General features: G+C 68.8%; 17 protein-coding genes. 3 read left to right on the top strand and 14 right to left on the bottom strand.

Annotated features, from left to right (window positions below):
- Positions 1–96: 96 nt before the first annotated feature.
- The 3 genes from FHW84_RS21200 to kynU all read left to right on the top strand — a co-directional run bounded on the left by FHW84_RS21200 (position 97) and on the right by kynU (position 3020).
- A complete protein-coding gene (locus FHW84_RS21200; protein ID WP_167258128.1) occupies positions 97–1110 on the top strand; it encodes an amidohydrolase family protein in 1014 nt (337 codons plus the stop codon).
- 21 nt (positions 1111–1131) lie between these two features.
- Complete coding sequence (locus tag FHW84_RS21195; protein WP_167258127.1) at positions 1132–1638, top strand: hypothetical protein; 507 nt, start codon at positions 1132–1134, stop codon at positions 1636–1638.
- 101 nt (positions 1639–1739) lie between these two features.
- Positions 1740–3020 carry a kynureninase gene (kynU, locus tag FHW84_RS21190; RefSeq protein WP_167258126.1) on the top strand — a complete coding sequence of 427 codons (1281 nt, stop codon included), beginning with the start codon at positions 1740–1742 and terminating at the stop codon, positions 3018–3020.
- Positions 3021–3236: 216 nt separating this feature from the next.
- Here the strand turns inward: kynU and FHW84_RS21185 are convergent, their stop codons facing one another.
- From FHW84_RS21185 to FHW84_RS21120, 14 genes are all read right to left on the bottom strand, one after another.
- Positions 3237–4643: an esterase-like activity of phytase family protein gene (locus FHW84_RS21185; protein ID WP_167258125.1), complete on the bottom strand. Its 1407-nt coding sequence runs from the start codon at positions 4641–4643 to the stop codon at positions 3237–3239.
- 205 nt (positions 4644–4848) lie between these two features.
- Complete coding sequence (locus FHW84_RS21180) at positions 4849–6111, bottom strand: glutamate-5-semialdehyde dehydrogenase (protein ID WP_167258124.1); 1263 nt, start codon at positions 6109–6111, stop codon at positions 4849–4851.
- The gene (gene proB, locus FHW84_RS21175; protein ID WP_167258123.1) at positions 6108–7271 is read right to left on the bottom strand and encodes a glutamate 5-kinase; all 1164 of its coding nucleotides are present in this window, start codon (positions 7269–7271) and stop codon (positions 6108–6110) included. Before proB ends, FHW84_RS21180 begins: the two co-directional genes overlap by 4 nt.
- Entirely contained in the window at positions 7243–7590 is a 348-nt protein-coding gene (locus tag FHW84_RS21170; RefSeq protein WP_167258122.1) for a cupin domain-containing protein, read from the bottom strand. The genes proB and FHW84_RS21170 overlap by 29 nt, the downstream gene beginning before the upstream one ends.
- A 10-nt stretch (positions 7591–7600) precedes the next feature.
- Positions 7601–8896 (bottom strand): argininosuccinate lyase, encoded by a 1296-nt coding sequence (argH, locus tag FHW84_RS21165; protein ID WP_167258120.1) that lies wholly within the window; start codon positions 8894–8896, stop codon positions 7601–7603.
- 23 nt (positions 8897–8919) lie between these two features.
- Positions 8920–9879: an N-acetyl-gamma-glutamyl-phosphate reductase gene (argC, locus tag FHW84_RS21160; protein WP_167258118.1), complete on the bottom strand. Its 960-nt coding sequence runs from the start codon at positions 9877–9879 to the stop codon at positions 8920–8922.
- Between the two features lie 19 nt (positions 9880–9898).
- Entirely contained in the window at positions 9899–11164 is a 1266-nt protein-coding gene (locus tag FHW84_RS21155) for an acetylglutamate kinase (protein ID WP_243868229.1), read from the bottom strand.
- 37 nt (positions 11165–11201) lie between these two features.
- Positions 11202–12302: an acetylornithine deacetylase gene (locus FHW84_RS21150; protein ID WP_167258114.1), complete on the bottom strand. Its 1101-nt coding sequence runs from the start codon at positions 12300–12302 to the stop codon at positions 11202–11204.
- A 33-nt stretch (positions 12303–12335) separates the two neighbouring features.
- Positions 12336–12773, bottom strand: a complete 438-nt coding sequence (locus tag FHW84_RS21145) for a GNAT family N-acetyltransferase (protein WP_167258112.1) — start codon at positions 12771–12773, stop codon at positions 12336–12338.
- A gap of 3 nt (positions 12774–12776) precedes the next feature.
- Complete coding sequence (locus tag FHW84_RS21140; protein WP_167258110.1) at positions 12777–13973, bottom strand: argininosuccinate synthase; 1197 nt, start codon at positions 13971–13973, stop codon at positions 12777–12779.
- Between the two features lie 32 nt (positions 13974–14005).
- Positions 14006–14473, bottom strand: a complete 468-nt coding sequence (locus tag FHW84_RS21135) for an OsmC family protein (protein ID WP_167258108.1) — start codon at positions 14471–14473, stop codon at positions 14006–14008.
- Positions 14463–15092: an FMN-binding negative transcriptional regulator gene (locus tag FHW84_RS21130; protein WP_167258106.1), complete on the bottom strand. Its 630-nt coding sequence runs from the start codon at positions 15090–15092 to the stop codon at positions 14463–14465. Before FHW84_RS21130 ends, FHW84_RS21135 begins: the two co-directional genes overlap by 11 nt.
- Before the next feature lies 1 nt (position 15093).
- Complete coding sequence (locus FHW84_RS21125; protein WP_167258104.1) at positions 15094–16101, bottom strand: N-acetylornithine carbamoyltransferase; 1008 nt, start codon at positions 16099–16101, stop codon at positions 15094–15096.
- A 426-nt stretch (positions 16102–16527) separates the two neighbouring features.
- Positions 16528–17058: a glycine zipper 2TM domain-containing protein gene (locus FHW84_RS21120; RefSeq protein WP_167258102.1), complete on the bottom strand. Its 531-nt coding sequence runs from the start codon at positions 17056–17058 to the stop codon at positions 16528–16530.
- Positions 17059–17074 lie beyond the last annotated feature (16 nt).

Raw genomic sequence — 17074 nt, 5'->3', positions numbered from 1 at the left:
GCAAAAAGCGGATCCCGCCCTGGACCGCGGTGACGAGCGACGGCTTTGCCGCGCCGCGACAAGGCACCGCCACCCCAAGCGCCTACACTCGCGGGCATGCTCAAGATCGATACCCACGCGCACGTCCTGCCCCGCGACTGGCCGAATCTTGCGGCCAAGTTCGACGACCTCCGCTTTCCCGTGATGACCCATCACGACGGGCGCCACCGCATCTACAAGGACGGAAAATTCTTCCGCGAGGTGTGGGAATCGGCGTTCGACCCGCAGCACCGCATCGACGACTACGCGCGCTTCGGCGTATCGGTCCAGGTCGTTTCCACCGTGCCGGTGCTGTTCTCCTACTGGGCGCCCGGCTACCAGGCGCTGGAGCTGCACCGGCATCTGAACGACAACATCGCCGGCCTGTGCCGCGACTATCCGCGCCACTACGCCGGCATCGCCACGGTGCCGCTGCAGTCGCCGGACCTGGCCATCCGCGAGCTGGAGCGCTGCATCGACGAGCTCGGCCTGCACGGCGTGCAGGTCGGTTCGCACTGCAACGACTGGAACCTGGACGCGCCGGAGCTGTTCTCGTTCTTCGAGGCCGCCGCCGACCTGGGCGCGGCGGTGATGGTCCACCCCTGGGACATGATGGGCGCCGCCAGCATGCCCAAGTACTGGCTGCCCTGGCTGGTCGGCATGCCGGCCGAGCAGTCGCGCGCGGCCTGCTGCCTGGTCTTCGGCGGCGTGCTGGAGCGGCTGCCGCGGCTGCGCGTGATGCTGGCCCACGGCGGCGGCAGCTTCCCCTCCACCATCGGCCGCATCGAGCACGGCTTCCGCATGCGCCCGGACCTGGTCGCCACCGACAACCCGCGCAACCCGCGCGAATACCTCAAGCGGCTGTATTTCGACTCCTGCGTGCACGATCCGCAGGCGCTGCGCTATCTGCTGGATGTGACCGGCGTCGAGCGCGTGATGCTCGGCACGGATTATCCTTTCCCGCTGGGGGAGCAGCACCCGGGCAGCGGCATCGAGGCCCTGGGGCTGGACGAGGCGGCGCGAGCGCGCCTGTTCCACGGTACGGCCCTGGAATGGCTGGGCCTGCCCCTCTACCGTTTCGCACCCGACTGACTTCACGAGAGCACACCCGGCATGAGTTTCCTGCGCAACACCCTCCTGGCCAGCGCCCTGCTGCTGGCCGGCGCCGCCCACGCGGGCGAGGTGGAGATGGCCCACGGCACCGTGCACTTCAGCACGCCCGACAACTGGCTGGGCATCATGGAGACCCAGGGCGACCCGGAACTGCGCGTGTTCCAGGTGCCCGACACCTCGCCCACCGGCAGCACCGCCCTGGCCCGCGTCACCGTGACGGTGAAGCAGGTGCCGGACGTGGCTTCTTTCCAGGACTACGTCAACGCCGCCACCGCCAAGGCCAAGGGCCTGACCGGCTACCAGCCCGGCAGCAGCCCCGCGCCGAACGCCAGCACCTACACCGCGCAGGAGAACGGCGCGCAGTTCAGCTACGTGGAGCGCTACTGGTTCCGCGAGGGCCACGCCATCCAGCTGCGCTGCGTGCGCCCGGCGCAGAGCCAGGCCGGCGCGGCCTGGAAAGCCGCCTTCGACAAGGGCTGCGACGCCATCGCCGAGCGCCTGAAGTAAGCGCGGCAAGCTGCAGAAGCCCGGGCCATGCGCCCGGGCTTTTTCTTTGCCCGCCGGCTTGGCCTAAGCTTTAGCGGTTTTCCGCGTGGGACGAGAACTCGATGTCGACCGCTTACCAAGCCACCCTCGAATGGGCCCGCGCCCAGGACGCCGCCGATCCGCTGCGCGCGTTCCGCGACGAGTTCCTGATCCCGCCGCACCAGGGCCGCGACAGCCACTACTTCTGCGGCAATTCCCTGGGCCTGCAGCCGCGCGCCGTGCGCGAGGCGCTGAACGCCGAACTGGACGACTGGGGCGCGCTGGCGGTGGAAGGGCATTTCAAGGTGCGCCTGCCGTGGCTGGACTACCACGAGTTCGTGCGCGACGACCTCGCCGCCCTGGTCGGCGCCCTGCCCTCCGAAGTGGTGGCGATGAATACGCTGGGCGTGAACCTGCACCTGATGATGGTGAGCTTCTACCGCCCCACCCTGGAGCGCCACGCCATCCTGATCGAGGCCGGCGCCTTCCCCACCGACCGCTACGCGGTGGAATCGCAGATCCGCTTCCACGGCTTCAGCCCCGCGCTGTCGCTGATCGAACTGCAGCCGGACGAACCGAACGGCACGCTGTCGATGGAAGCGATCGAACGCGCGCTGGCCGAACATGGCGAGCGCATCGCGCTGGTGCTGCTGCCGGGCGTGCAATACCGCACGGGGCAGGCCTTCGACTTGAAGGCGATCACCGCGCTGGCGCACGCGCAGGGCTGCGCGGTCGGTTTCGATCTCGCCCATGCGGTGGGCAACCTGCCGCTGCAGTTGCACGACAGCGGCGCCGACTTCGCCGTGTGGTGCAGCTACAAATACCTCAACTCCGGCCCCGGCGCGGTGGCCGGCGCCTTCGTGCACGAGCGCCACGCCCATACCGAGCACCTGCCGCGTTTCGCCGGCTGGTGGGGCCACGACAAGCAGTCGCGTTTCCGCATGGGCCCGGAATTCGTGCCCATGCCCGGCGCGGACGGCTGGCAGATTTCCAACCCGCCGATCCTGTCGCTGGCGCCGCTGCGCGTGTCACTGCAGATCTTCCAGCGCGCCGGCATGGCGCAGCTGCGCGAGAAGGCGCTGCGCCTTACCGGTTACCTGGAATGGCTGGTGCAGACCCAGCTGGGCGACGTGCTGGAATCGGTGACGCCGCGCGAGCCTTCGCGCCGCGGCTCGCAGCTGTCGATCCGCGTGCTCGGCGGGCGCGAACGCGGGCGGGCCTTGTTCCAGTACCTGATGGACCACGGCATCGTCGGCGACTGGCGCGAGCCGGATGTGATCCGGATTTCGCCGACGCCGTTGTACAACCGGTTTGAGGATTGTGTCGTGTTTGCGGAAGCGGTGCGGGATTGGAGCAAACGCTAGACCAAGGAACCCTTCTCCCCGCCGGGGAGCACGCGGGGAGCGCACATGGATGTGCGCGGCTTTGAGAAGCGAGGAAGGTGGCGGCAGCCGGATGAGGGGCAGGTGCTCGCGGCAGAGGATCGACGAAGCGTCGCATCGCTTTGATGCTTCCGCTTCTGCGCTCCGTAGGTCCCCCTCACCCCAACCCTCTCCCCGACGGGGAGAGGGAGCAAAAGCTCAGCGTGCGTCGCAGCGCTCGTGCTCGATGCGCTGCGGCTTCAGCCCCGGCAGATCCGCATCGTCGAAGGCGAACACGAAGAAGCGGTTCGGATTGTCGGCGCCCTGCGGATGCAGATCGTCGGTGACGGTGGCCAGGAAGTCGTTGTCGTTGGCGATGAACAGCGTGTGGCGGCGGCGGCCGTCCTGGGTCACGTCCGGGCCGAAGCTGAGGCCTTCGAGCTTGGCGGGAATCTCCGACGGCAGCATGCCGTGGCGGCCGAGCTCCGCGACCACATCCAGGAACGGCGTCTTCTGCACGGCCACCGCGGCCAGCGCGGCGGCGCCGCTGAGCTTGCCCACGTCGGCCGCGCCATCCAGGTCGATCAGGTACACGCGCTTGAACTTCGCCTCCGAGCCGTCGCCGAAGCCCTTGCCGTCGCGCTCGTCCACCAGCAGCTGGTGGTCGTTCACCGCCAGGATCTCGCTCACGCCGTTGTACTTCGGCTTGGCGGGCGTGCCGGAGTTGGTCAACGGATAGGCGTACTCGCGCACCTGGCGCGTGCGCAGGTCGATGCGCGCGATGCGCAGCACCGGCGCGCCGTCGCCGCCGTCCTGGATCAGCGGCGCCTGCATCGCGCCGAACAGCACGCGGCCATCGGGCGAGATGGCCAGACCTTCCATGCCCTTGTTGGCGACGCGGCCCGAGGTGTTGCCGGCGATCTCGTCGGCGCCGTGCGAAGCGGTCTTCGCCACGTAGAAATGCGCCGGCAGCGCGTAGCTGTCGAGGCGGCGGCCGCTGCGGCGGTCGAACTTGTAGACGTAGGGGCCGTATTCGTCGGAGACGAACACCGCGTCGCCATCGGCCGAGACGCGGATGCCTTCCGGATCGAGGCGGCCGTTCAAAGGCCAGCCGGAGTTGCGCGCCGGGTCGGCGTTGTCGGAGCGGCCGGTGAAGTAATGATGGAAGGCGTGGTTCTCGCGCGGCGCGCCGTTCGGCAGATTCGCCGCCTTGCCGTCGCCGTAGTACAGACCGAACAGGTCCCACAGCAAGGTGGTGCGTTCCAGCTTCGGCGTCAGCGCGAATGGCAGCGCGGCGCCCGCGCCGGCGGGGCGCAGGTCCATGCGCAAGGTGTGGAAGCGGGCGATATACGACGAGGTGTCGTCCACGGCGCTGTCGTAGGAGACCGCATTCGGACCGCGGTCCGGCAGGGCCACGAAGCTGCCGCAGCCGGCGTAGGCCAGGCCCGAGCCCAGGCCGCCGAGCAGGTTGCCCTGCACGCCGTTCTCCAGCGGGCGGGCGGTGCGCATGGCGCGGTCGCCCTGGTGGGCGTCGAGGCTGCCGGCAGCGATCAGTTCCACGCCGGCATGGACGGGAGCAGCGGCGGCGAACGCGGCGAACACAGCGAAAGCGAGCTTGGTACGCATGCGGGGCACTCCGGGCTGGGACAAGCTGCCGAGAGTGCTACCGCTGCGTTGCGGCGGTATGACGCCAGCTACCGGCGTAGGTTGGGGTGAGCCAGCTACCGGGGTAGGTTGGGGTGAGCCGCAGGCGAACCCCAACACCGGCACCTTCCTACGCCTCGCCACGTTGGGGTTCACCTGCGGCTCACCCCAACCTACGCATGGGTATTCACGATCTGCTCTCGGGATGCCGCACCTGCCCTTCCCCGCGCACCACGAAGCGCTCCACCGTCAGCGCTTCCGCGCCCATCGGCCCGTAGGCATGCAGGCGCGTGGTGGAAATGCCGATCTCCGCGCCCAGGCCCAGCTCGCCGCCGTCGCTGAAGCGCGAGGAGGCATTGACCATCACCACCGCCGAGCGGATGCCGCGCACGAAGCGGCGCGCGGCTTCGTCGTCGCCGGTGGCGATCACCTCGGTATGGTCGGAGCTGTAGCGATGGATATGCGCCAGCGCGGCGTCGAGATCGTCGACGATGCGCACCGCGATGATCAGGTCCAGGTACTCGGCGGCGTAGTCCGTTTCATCCGCGGCCTTCATCGCCGGCACCAGCGCGCGGCTGCGCTCGCAGCCGCGCAGTTCCACCTTGCGCCGGCCCAGCGCATCGGCGGCGCGCGGCAGGAACTCGGCGGCGATGTCCCGGTGCACCAGCAGCGTCTCCAGCGCATTGCACACGCCGGGGCGCGAGGTCTTGCCGTCGACCAGCAGATCCAGCGCCAGCGGCTGGTCGGCGGCGCGGTCCACGTAGAGATGGCAGACGCCCTTGTAGTGCTTGATCACCGGCACGCGCGCATGCTCGGCGACGAAGCGGATCAACCCTTCGCCGCCGCGCGGAATCGCCAGGTCGACGATGTCGGTCAGCTGCAGCAGTTCGACCATGGCCTCGCGGCGCAGATCGGTCACCAGCGTCAGCGCCGCTGCCGGCACGCCGTGCGATGCCAGCGCCCGGCGCAGCAGCTGCGCGATGGCAGCATTGGAATGCAGCGCTTCCGAACCGCCGCGCAGGATCACCCCGTTGCCGGCCATCAGGCACAGCGCCGCCGCGTCGGCGGTGACGTTGGGGCGCGCCTCGTAGATCATCGCGATCACGCCCAGCGGCACGCGCACGCGTTCGACCCGGATACCGTTGGGCCGTGTCTCGCGGCGCGTGACGATGCCGACCGGGTCGGGCAGCTCCGCCACTTCGCGCAGCGCGGCGACGATCTTCGCCACGCGCTCCTGGTCCAGCCGCAGCCGGTCGAGCATGGCGCCCTGCACGCCCTTCTCCTGCGCCGCGGCCATATCGCGCGCATTCGCCGCCAGCACCTCGGCCGTGCCGGCCAGCAGCGCATCGGCCATGCCCTGCAGCAGGGCACGCTTGGCGTCGGTGCTCAGTTCCGCCATGGCCAGCGCCGCGTCGCGGCAGGCCAGTGCCTGGGTTCGCATCTCGCTCATGAAAGCATCTCCGCCAGGACGACCAGGTCGTCCCTATGCACGATTTCCGCGCCGTAGCTGTAGCCGAGCACCGCATCGATCGCGCTGCTGTGCTTGCCGGCCAGCCGGCGTACCTCGGCCGCGCCGTACTGGCACAGGCCGCGCGCCACCGGGCGCCGGGTGACGTCGACGATCTCCACCATGTCGCCGCGGTGGAACTCGCCGTCCGCACCGACGATGCCGCCCGGCAGCAGCGAGGCGCGGCCGCCGGTCAATGCGCGCGCGGCGCCGTCGTCGACCAGGATGCTGCCCGGCGCCGCGGGCGCGTGGCGCAGCCAGTACTTGCGCGCCTGCATGCGGTTGCGCGGCGCGTCGAACAGCGTGCCGTGCAGCTGGCCTGCGGCCAGCGCCGCCACGGTGCCGGTGTTGCGGCCGTCGAACAGCACGGTAGGCACGCCGGCCGCGCCGGCTTTCACCGCCGCCTCCAGCTTGGTATGCATGCCGCCGGTGCCGACCGCGCTGCCGCTGCCGCCGGCCATCGCCATCACCTCCGGGCTCAGCACCGGCACGTGCGGCACCGGCGCGGCGGAAGCAACGCGGCGCGGGTCGGCGTCGTACAGCGCGTCGATATCGGAGGCGATCAGCAGCAGGTCCGCATCGACCAGGGCGGCGACGATGGCGGCGAGGTTGTCGTTGTCGCCGAGCTTGAGTTCGTCCACCGCCACGGTGTCGTTCTCGTTGACCACCGGCAGCACGTCGAGCAGCAGCAGTTCGCGCAGGGTCGCCCGGGCATTCAGGTAACGGCGGCGATGGCGCAGGTCGTCGTGGGTCAGCAGCACCTGCGCCACCGGGCGCGGCGACAGCGATTGCCACAGCGCGATCATCGGCGCCTGGCCCAGCGCGGCCAGCGCCTGGCGCGCGGCGAGGTCGTCGCCGGGCAGCGCGCGTTCGCGCAGCAGCGCGCGGCCCGCGGCCACCGCGCCGGAGGACACCAGCACCACCTGCCGCCCCTGCGCGTGGCTGTCGCCGACAAACGTGGCCAGCGCGCGCGCATGGCGCGGCGTCAGGCCGCCGCCGTCGGCCGCCAGCAGGTTGCTGCCGACCTTCAGCACCGCGCGCCGCCACGCGGGCAAGGCTTGCGCCGGCAGGCGTTCAGCCATCGACCGTCTCCCGGTCGCCATGGCTCTTGGGCGAGGACACCACGATGAAACGCAGCTCGCCGTCCGCTTCGTTGCGCATCTGGTGCGCGGCGCCCGGCGGCACGTGCAGGCCTTCGCGCGCGGCCAGGCGATGCGCCACGCCTTCCAGCTCCAGCACCGCCTCGCCTTCCAGCACGTAGAAGAACTGGCGCGCGCGCACGTGGCGGTGGCGCACCTCGGCCGTGCCCGGCGGCATGCGCTCCTCGATCACGCTGAGGTCGAAACCTTGCAGCAGATGCCAGCCGTCGCACTGCTGGCCCCAGGTGTAATGCGGTGCGTTGGCAGTGCTGACGGCTTTCATCGCGATGGCCTCAAGTGTGGAGCGCGGCGAGCCGCGCCTTCAGTTCGTCCAGCCGCAGGTCGTGGCCCGCGCCGGGCGACACGCGCGCGGCCAGGCTGCCCTCGGGCGTGCGCCCCTCGCCCGCCGAGGCCGCGGCATCGGCCGCGGCGCGGTAGGCATCGCGGAACGGCACGCCGGCGGCGGCCTGCTCGATCGCCACGTCGGTGGCGTACATGGCCGGCTCGATCGCCGCGCGCATGGCGGGCTCGTTCCAGGCCATCCGCGCCAGCAGGTCCGGCACCAGTTCCAGCGCGGCCAGGCCGTGGCGGCAGCCATGGAACAGCGAGCCCTTGGAGAACTGCAGGTCGCGCTGGTAGCCGGAAGGCAGCGACAGCAGCTGCTCGATCTCCGTACGCGCGGCGGCCACGCTGGCGTAGCTGGCGCGCAGCAGTTCCACCACGTCGGGGTTGCGCTTGTTCGGCATGATCGAGCTGCCGGTGGTGTATTCGGACGGCAGCTGCACGAAGCCGAATTCCGCGGTGGTGAACAGCGACAGATCCCAGGCCAGCCGGCGCACGTCCAGCACCGCGGCGGCGATCGCTTCCAGCACGGCCATCTCGAACTTGCCGCGCGAGAGCTGCGCGTAGATCGGCGAAATCTGCATGCGCGCGAAGCCGAGCGCCTGCGTGGTGTGCTCGCGGTCCAGCTGCAGGTTCACCCCGTAGCCGGCGGCGGTGCCGAGCGGGTTGCAGTCGATCAGCTCGGCGGTCTGGCGGGCGCGCAGCGTGTTGTCGATGAAGGCCTCGGCGAAACCGGCGAACCACATCGCGGTGGACGAAACCACGGCGCGCTGGATATGCGTATAGCCCGGCAGCGGCAGCGCCGGCTGCGCGGCGCGCTCCAGGCACACTTCGGCGATGGCGTGGCAATACCGCTCCAGCGCGGCCAGCTGCTCCTTCAGCCACAGCCGCGTGGCGACCAGGATCTGGTCGTTGCGGCTGCGCCCGGTGTGCACGCGGCGGCCGGCATCGCCGAGGCGCTCGGTCAGGCGCGCTTCGATGGCGGAGTGGCCGTCCTCGTAGCGCTCGTCGAGCACGAAGCTGCCGGCGCGGAAATCCCCGGCCAGCGCATCCAGCTCGCGCTTCAGCGCGGCGGCCTCGTCGGCGCTGACCACGCCGATGTTGGCCAGGCCTTCCACGTGCGCCTTGCTGGCGGTGATGTCATGCAGGAAGAACTCGCGGTCCAGCACCACGTCGTCGCCGGCCAGGAAACGCATGATGCGCGCGTCGATCTGGATGCCGGATTTCTGCCACAGGGGTTGGGTCATGGGAATTCCTGGGAAACGTGGGATCAGCCTTCGAGCGGGATGGACGTGTACTCGTCCACGCCGATCGCGCGATTGATGTTCTGGATGGCCTGGGTGGCGGCGCCCTTCAGCAGGTTGTCGAGGGTGGCGACCACCACCACGCGCTTGCCGTCCACCGACACGGCGAAGCCGCCGACGTCCGCATGGTGCTTGTGCGCGATCCGGCTGACCCACGGCGCCTCGTCCACCACCTTCACCAGCTTCTCGCCTTCGTAGGCGTGGCGGAAACGCTGCAGGATCTCCTCGCGCTTCATCGGCCGCACCAGGTACAGATTGGTGGTGACGGTGAGGCCGCGGAAATGCGGCGCCACGTGCGGCATGAATTCCACCGGCAGGCCGAGATGGCGGCTGGCTTCCTGCTCGTGCGTGTGGCCGGTGAGCGAATACGGCATCAGGTTGTCGCGCAGCTTCTCGGGGTCGTTCTTGTCCGAGGGCGTGGTGCCCGCGCCGGAATAGCCGGACACGCCGAAGCTCACCGGCGGCGCCGCCAGCACGTCCTTCAGCGGCGCGATGGACAGCTGGATCGCGGTGGCGTAGCAGCCGGGATTGCTGATGCGCTTCTCGCCGCGCCACTTGCTGCGAGTGAGTTCCGGCAGGCCGTAGTACCAGCGCTCGTTGAAGCGGTAGTCGGCGGAGAGATCGAGGATCAGCGTATCGGGCCTGGCCGCGTCGATCGCTTCCACATACGGCGCCGCCTTGCCGTTGGGCAGGGCCAGCACCACCACGTCGGCGCCCTGAGCGGCGACGGCGGCCGGATCGAGGCTGGCGTAGCGCAGCTCGCCGGCGTAGCCGTCGACCTGGTCGGCCACGCGCTGGCCGTCGAGCTCGCGCGAAGAAACGAAGCTCAGTTCCAGCGCCGGATGCGCGGCGATCAGGCGGATCAGCTCCGCGCCGGTATGGCCGCGCGCGCCGACGATGCCGATGGTTTTCTTGTCAGTGCTCATGGGCTTTCCGTCCAGCGAATCAATCAACCAGGGTGGCGGGACGCACGGCGCAATGCGCCACGCAGCGCTCGATCTCGGCGAAGTCCTTCAGGCCGTACCAGAACACCTTCCAGCGCTCCTGCTTGAAGCAGCCGTCCGACTCGGCGTAGTAGAAGATATTGACCTGGTTGCCATGGCGCGAGCGCCAGAACAGCTGCGGGTTCTCCTCGCGCATCACCTGCCACACGGCGCGGCCGAGGCCTTCGCCCTGCGCGTCGTCCAGCACGGCGAACTTGTCGAGATAGGCCAGGCCTTCTTCCCGGGTGAGGATCATCGCCGCGCGGTAGTTCTCGCTCACGTAGATGCGGTACGGCGTGGTGCGCGTGAAGTAGTCCGCCACCACCTTGCGGCCGAAGCTGGATTCGATCAGCTCGCGCATGCGCTCCAGGTCGATGCCTTCCCACGACTCGTAGCGCAGCACTTTCTCGCCGCGGCGCACCAGGGTGCCGGAGCCCTTGTGGGTGAACAGCTCCTTGGCCAGTTCCGCCGGCTGGGTGATCGACACCGACGAGGTCAGCGGCAGGCTGGAAAGCAGGTCGGCGATCTGCTCGATCTTCACGCGCATGCCGCCGTTGATCCACGGCTGCGCCATCAGATGCTCGTACTCGGTGCTGAGGTTGATCGAGTCGATGATGCGGCCCTTGTCGTCCAGCAGGCCGCCGGTGCCGGTCAGGAACACGATCTTGTACGGCTGCAGCACGCGCACCAGCTCGTTGGCGGCGAAGTCGGCATTGATGTTGAGGATCTGCCCTTCCTCGGTCTCGCCCAGGCTGGCGATCACCGGGATGGAGCCGGCGCGCAGGCTGGCTTCGATCGGCGCCAGGTTGATGCTGCTGACCTTGCCGACCAGGCCGTAGACGTCGCGGTCCAGGTATTCGGAGGTGAACACGCCGGACGGCACCGAGGTGGCGCGCGTGTCCATGCCCTGCAGCGCCTCGACCAGGCGCAGGTTCTGCTCCTGGAACACCTTGCGCACGATGGCCAGCGCCTTGGGCGAGGTCACGCGCAGGCCGTTGACGGTCTGCTTCTGGATGCCGGCGGCGGACAGCTCCTCGTCCAGCTGGGGGCCGGCGCCGTGCAGCACGATGGGCGTAAGGCCCACCTGCTGCAGGAAGGTGAGCGAGGAAGTGAGCGCCGGCAGGTCGTCGCGCAGCACCGCGCCGCCGACTTTCACCACGGCGAAGCGCTTGGCGTCCAGCTGCGAAAAACGCTTGAGGTACTGCTGGATTTCCTTGGCGCTGCCCATGCTCGACAGCAGCCGGACAATGGTCTTGCGGGTGTGCTTATGCGCTTCCACGGTCAACGATCCGATAGATGGTTTGTGCGTAATGGTCGAGCTGGTCCAGCGCCACCCATTCGTCGGCGGCGTGCGCCTGGGCGATGTCGCCGGGGCCGTAGACGAAGGAGATGTAGCCCGCGGCGGAGAACAGCGCCGCCTCGGTCCAGAAGTTCACGGCGTTGCCGACCGGGATGCCCAGTTCGTCGGCGAGGTCGCGCGCGGCGAGGCGGCGCGTTTCGGCGGTGGCGGTGTCGCCGGCCGGCAGCGAATCGCCGCGGAAAGTTTCACCGAATTCCACCGGCTGCGGCTCGACCAGGGTGCGGAAGGTTTCCAGCATCTTGTCCGCGTCCATCGAAGGCAGCGGGCGGAAGCCGAAACGCACGTCGGCGGTGGGCGCGATCACGTTGGCCTTGATGCCGCCCTCGACCTTGCCGATGTTGAAGCGCAGGCCGGTGAGTCCGCCGAAGCGCTCGTGCGCCTGTTTCTCCACGTATTCCAGCGCCGCGCCGCCCCAGCGGATCGCCTGGTGCAGCGCGCTGTCGGACGGCTTCTGCTCGCCCGAGGCGTGGCCGGCCTTGCCGCTGAAGCGCATCTGCACCGAGTGGATGCCGCGGTGCGCCAGCACCGCCTCGCCCTTGGTCGGCTCGGCCACGATCACCGCTTCGTACACGGGGTGGTCCTTGAGGAAGCCGGCGATGCAGCGCGCGTCGTTCGCTTCCTCGTCGGTGGACAGCAGCAGCGCCATGTCGCCCTGGGTGGCATTGGCTACGGCCACCAGCGCAGCGGCGGCGCCCTTGATGTCGCAGGCGCCCAGGCCGATGGCGCGGTCGCCTTCCACGCGCAGCACGTGCGGGTCGGCGCTCCAGTGCGGGGAATCGGGCACGGTGTCCAGGTGCACGTTGAACAGGTATTTCGGCTTGCCGCGCACGGCATAGAGGTTCACGGCGCCGGCGCCGAAATCGGTGACGGTCACTTCGAAACCGGCGAGCTGTTCGCGCAGGTAGTCGAAGATGCCGCCGGTGCCGATCTCGCGCGGCGGATTGCGCGTGTCGTAGCTGACCAGGGCCCGGAGATGCCGGAGGGTGTCGTCGAGTAGGTGGCTCATGAAATCCGTCTTGTGTCTGTTATTCCGGGGTGGTCATCGTCGGGCGGCTTGGTAGATGCCCGGTCGGTAGATTTCCATCAGGGTGTCCGGCTTGTGCGGCGGCGTGAAGCCATAGCGGGCATAGAGCTGGTGCGCGTCGAAGGTGGCCAGGGTGAAGCGGCGCAGCCCCTGCAGCTCGGGGTGCGCGATCACCGCTTCCACCAGCTGCTTGCTGTAGCCCTGCCCGCGATGCGCGGGCAGAACGAACACGTCGACCAGATTGGCGAAGGTGGCGTAGTCGGAAATGACCCGCGCGAACGCCACCTGCCGGCCGCCGAGATAGCCGCCGAAGCACAGCGAATGCTCGATGGACTTGCGCACCGTCTCGAACGAAATGCCTTGCGCCCAGCTGGAGCCGGTGGCGAGGAAATCGTGGATCAGAGCAAGGTCCAACTCGCTTTTATCCGTACCGATGCGCAAGGTTTCGCTCATGGCTCAGGCCTTGCGGTTCACTTCGGCCCACAGCGTGCTGCTCATGCCGAACAGCTTGATGAAGCCCTCGGCCTCGGCCACGCCCCAGTCCGCCGACTGCGCATAGGTGGCGCCCTTGGCGTTGAGGATATGCGGCGAGCGCACTTCCACCGCGGTGACCTGGGCGCCGCAGGTTTCCAGCACCACTTCGCCGTTGACCTGCTGCTGGCTGGAGGCGAGGAAGGCTTCCAGGTCGGCCTTCACCGGATCGTGGTAGAAGCCTTCGTAAACCACCTCCACCCACTTGCGCGCGACCTCCGGCTTGAAGCGGTTCTGCTGCTTGGTCAGCACGGCTTCTTCCAGCGCGCGGTGCGCGGCCAGCAGCGAGATCAGGCCCGGCGCCTCGTACACGATGCGGCCCTTCAGGCCGATGGTGGTGTCGCCGGTGTACATGCCGCGGCCCACGCCGTAGGGGGCGAACAGCTCGTTGAGCTTGGCCAGGATCTTCGCGCCCGCCAGCTTCTCGCCGTTGAGCGAAACCGCCTCGCCGTGCTCGAAGCCGAGCGTGACGCTGAGCTTTTCAGACGGCCATTCGGCGCGCGGCTTGCACCAGCCGCGGGCGCCTTCGCCCGGCGCCTTCCACGAGTCGATCTCGCCGCCGGACAGGGTCACGCCGAGCAGGTTCTCGTTGATGGTGTAGCTCTTCTGCTTGGCGCGCACGGGGAAGCCGCGCTCCTCCAGATAAGCCTGCTCGTAGGCGCGGGTCTGGGTGTGTTCCTTCTGGATCTCGCGGATCGGCGCCACGATCTCGTAGTCGCCCAGCGCCTTCACGGCGAGGTCGAAACGCACCTGGTCATTGCCCATGCCGGTGCAGCCGTGCGCGATGGCGCGCGTGCCGAGTTCCGCGCAGCGCTGGATCGCCGCATCGACGATCAGATAGCGGTCGGACACCAGCAGCGGGTACTGGCCCTGGTAGCCCTCGCCGGCCCACACGAACGGCTTGACGAAGCCGTTCCAGATCGCCGGGCCGCCGTCGACGGTGACATGGCTGGCCACGCCCAGCTCCTTGGCGCGGGCTTCGATATAGGCGCGCTCCTCGGCGTCCACGCCGCCGGTGTCGGCGAACACGGTGTGCACGTTCCAGCCGCGCTCCTTCAGGTAAGGCACGCAGAAGCTGGTGTCGAGGCCGCCGGAGAAGGCGAGGACGATGTCTTTGCTCATGGCTTTCGATGATCCTGGATGAAGAAGAACGTTCAGGCGGAAACGACGATGCGCGGGGCGCAGCGCACGGGGAAATTCATGGAGTTGGCGATAAAGCAGGCGTGATGCGCGTCGTCATGCAGCGCTTCCGCCTTCGCGGCATCGCCGGCCGCGATGGTGACTTCCGGATGCAGCACCACTTCGCTGAAGCGGCCGCCGTTCGCATTGACCACCAGCTTGCCTTCGGCGCGGTCGACATAATGCGTGACCACGATGCCGGCGTCCGCGGCCAGATGCAGGTACCACAGCATGTGGCAGGCACAGAGCGAGGCGACCAGCAGGTCTTCCGGGTTGTGCTTGCTGGCGTCGCCGCGGAAAGCGGCATCGGAAGAACCGGCGATGACCGGACGGCCGTCGACGCGGATCTCGTGCTCGCGGCCATAGCCTTGATACGTGCGTGTGCCGTCGCCGCGGTTGCCGGTCCACACGACTTCGACCGGGTAGTGGTGTTCATGCGCCATCGGCGGGCTCCTTGCTGGCGAGCATCAAGGCGGCAAGGTCGCCGTCGTGGCGATGCGCGCGTGCGCGCAGCCCGTCGACGACGCCGCCTCGGTTGCGCTCGGGGTGGTTCTGGCTGAGCTTGAACTTGCCTTCGATGCGTTCGATGGCGATGTCCAGGCCGCTGATCGCGCCGAGCATTTTTTCGACGTGGTCGGCCGGTGCGTCGTCGACGCGCCACGGCTTGGCCTGCCCTGCTTCGTGGCGGTCGGTGAGGCGCTCGAGCAGCGTGCGCAGCCAGGCCTGGTCTTCGACCACGCGCAGGCGGCCGTGCACGTGCACCACCGCGTAGTTCCAGGTGGGCACTTCGCGGCCGGTCTCGTGCTTGCTCGGGTACCAGTTGGGGCTGACGTAGGCGTCGGGGCCCTGGAAGATCGCCAGCACCTGCGCGCCATCCGCTTTCGCCAGTTCGTTGCCGCGCGCCACGTGGCCGTGCAGCCGGCCGTCGACCAGCTCCAGCGGCAGGTGGTTGGCGGCCAGGCCCGCGGCGCCGGCGGTGACCACCGTGGCGAACGGGTAGTCGCGCAGCAACGCCTGCAGGGCGTGCTCGCGCGTCTCCTGGAACGAACGCGGCAGATACATGTCAGCGCTGGCCGAGCAAGGTCGCCATCACCGCCTTCTGCACGTGCAGGCGGTTTTCGGCTTCGTCGATGGCGATGCAGTACGGCGCGTCCATCACGGCATCCGTCGCCTTGACGTTGCGGCGCAGCGGCAGGCAGTGGCTGAACAGGCCGTGGTTGGTCAGCGCCATCTTCCGCTCGTCGACGATGAAGTGCTTGTGCGCGTCGCGGATCGGCTTTTCCTGCTCCCAGCGGCCGAAGAACGGCAGCGCGCCCCAGCTCTTGGCGTAGACCACGTCGGCGCCGCGGTAGGCCTCGTCGATGTCGTGGCTGATGCGCAGCGAGCCGCCGTTGGCCTGGGCGTTGGCGTAGCCGGCCTGCATGTAGCGCTCGTCCAGCACGTAGTCCGGCGTGGGGCACAGCAGGGTCACGTCCATGCCCATCTTGGTGGCGATCAGCAGCGCGGAGTTGGCCACCGCGGTGTTGAGCGGCTTGGGGTGGTAGGTCCAGGTCAGCACGTACTTCTTGTTCTGCAGGCTGCCCAGGTGTTCCTGCATGGCCAGCGCGTGGGCGAGTTCCTGGCAGGGGTGGGTGATCGTTTCCATATTGATCACCGGCACCGTCGCGTACTGCGCGAAGGCCTTGATCACGCGGTCCTCGCGGTCCACCGACCAGTCCTGGAACTTCGGGAAAGCGCGCACGGCGATCAGGTCGACGTAGCGGCTGAGCACGCGCGCGACTTCGGCGATGTGCTCTTCGGTGTCGCCGTCCATCACGGTGCCGACGTCGAATTCGATCGGCCACGCATCCTTGCCGGGCGCCAGCACAATGGCATGGCCGCCGAGATGGAAGGCGCCCAGCTCGAAGCTGGTGCGGGTGCGCATGGAGGGATTGAAGAACAGCAGGGCCACCGACTTGCCGGCGAGCTGCTGGCCGCGCGGCGAGCGCTTGAACGCCGCGGCCTGTTCGAGCAGGGCGTCGATCTCGGCGCGGCTGTAATCCTGGGTGGTGAGGAAGTGGCGAAGCGTCATGTGATGTCTCTGCTAGTTCATCCGGTATTCGTAACGATGGTTCGGCAACGGCCGGAACCACGGTGAGCAACTCCCGGCCGAGCCGGTTTTCCCCTGCGTACCCCAAAACCGAAACACAAAAAAACCCGGCGCGATGGCCGGGTTCCTTTGTCGTCTATACGCATGAAACGCGTGCGACAGCCTACCCGGCCGAATGTCGGACCAGCGGTCGGCGCGCACGCGACGTCATGCCAGCAGCCATGCGGGCGCTGGTGAGGACGGTGGCGGTATAGACGGCTGAGGACATGGGTGGCTCGGGTAGAAGAATCGGCATGATGACGGGAATTTCGCTGCTCCGCAACAGGGAATCCGTCCGAAAAAGGCCGGCGCCCAAAAGAAACCGCCGCCCGAAGGCGGCGGTGGACTCCCCTGCGACAGGTCCGGCGCTCAGTCCGCCGGGGCCACGCTGACGCGGACGCGCAGGCGCTCGCCCGGGTCGTAATTCAGCCGCGACACGTAGACCTCGCCGCGGTAGCGGTATTCCACGTCATAACCCATGATGCGGCGCTGCTCGCTCACGGCCGAGACCTGGCGGCAGTGGGTTTCGGTGGACTCGTACTCGCCGCCGCCGCTGCGCGACACGCCGTTGCCCACGGCGCCGCCGACCACCGCGCCGGCCACGGTGGCGGCCCGGCGGCCGTCGCCCTTGCCCACGGTGTTGCCCAGCACGCCGCCGACCACGGCGCCCAGGATGGTGCCCGCGGCGCTGCCCGAACCCGGGTCGCGGCGGACCACCTGCTGGTCGTAGCACTCCTGGCGCGGGACTTCGGTGCGGGCGACGCCGTAGACGGGGTCCACGCGTAGCACGTCGGCCCAGCCGTAGTGGGTATTGTCGTCATTGGGGTAACGCGCGTCCTGCGCACCGACGCTGGCGGCTGCGAGACTCAGCACCAGTGCGGGAATGAACAGCTTGATCATCGCGGTCCTCCGACGG

Origin of the sequence: Dyella sp. SG562 (genome assembly GCF_011759495.1) — a bacterium.
GTDB lineage: Bacteria > Pseudomonadota > Gammaproteobacteria > Xanthomonadales > Rhodanobacteraceae > Dyella_D > Dyella_D marensis.
The sequence above is the reverse complement of the archived record's forward strand: the minus strand, read 5'-3'. Positions and strand labels throughout refer to the sequence as shown.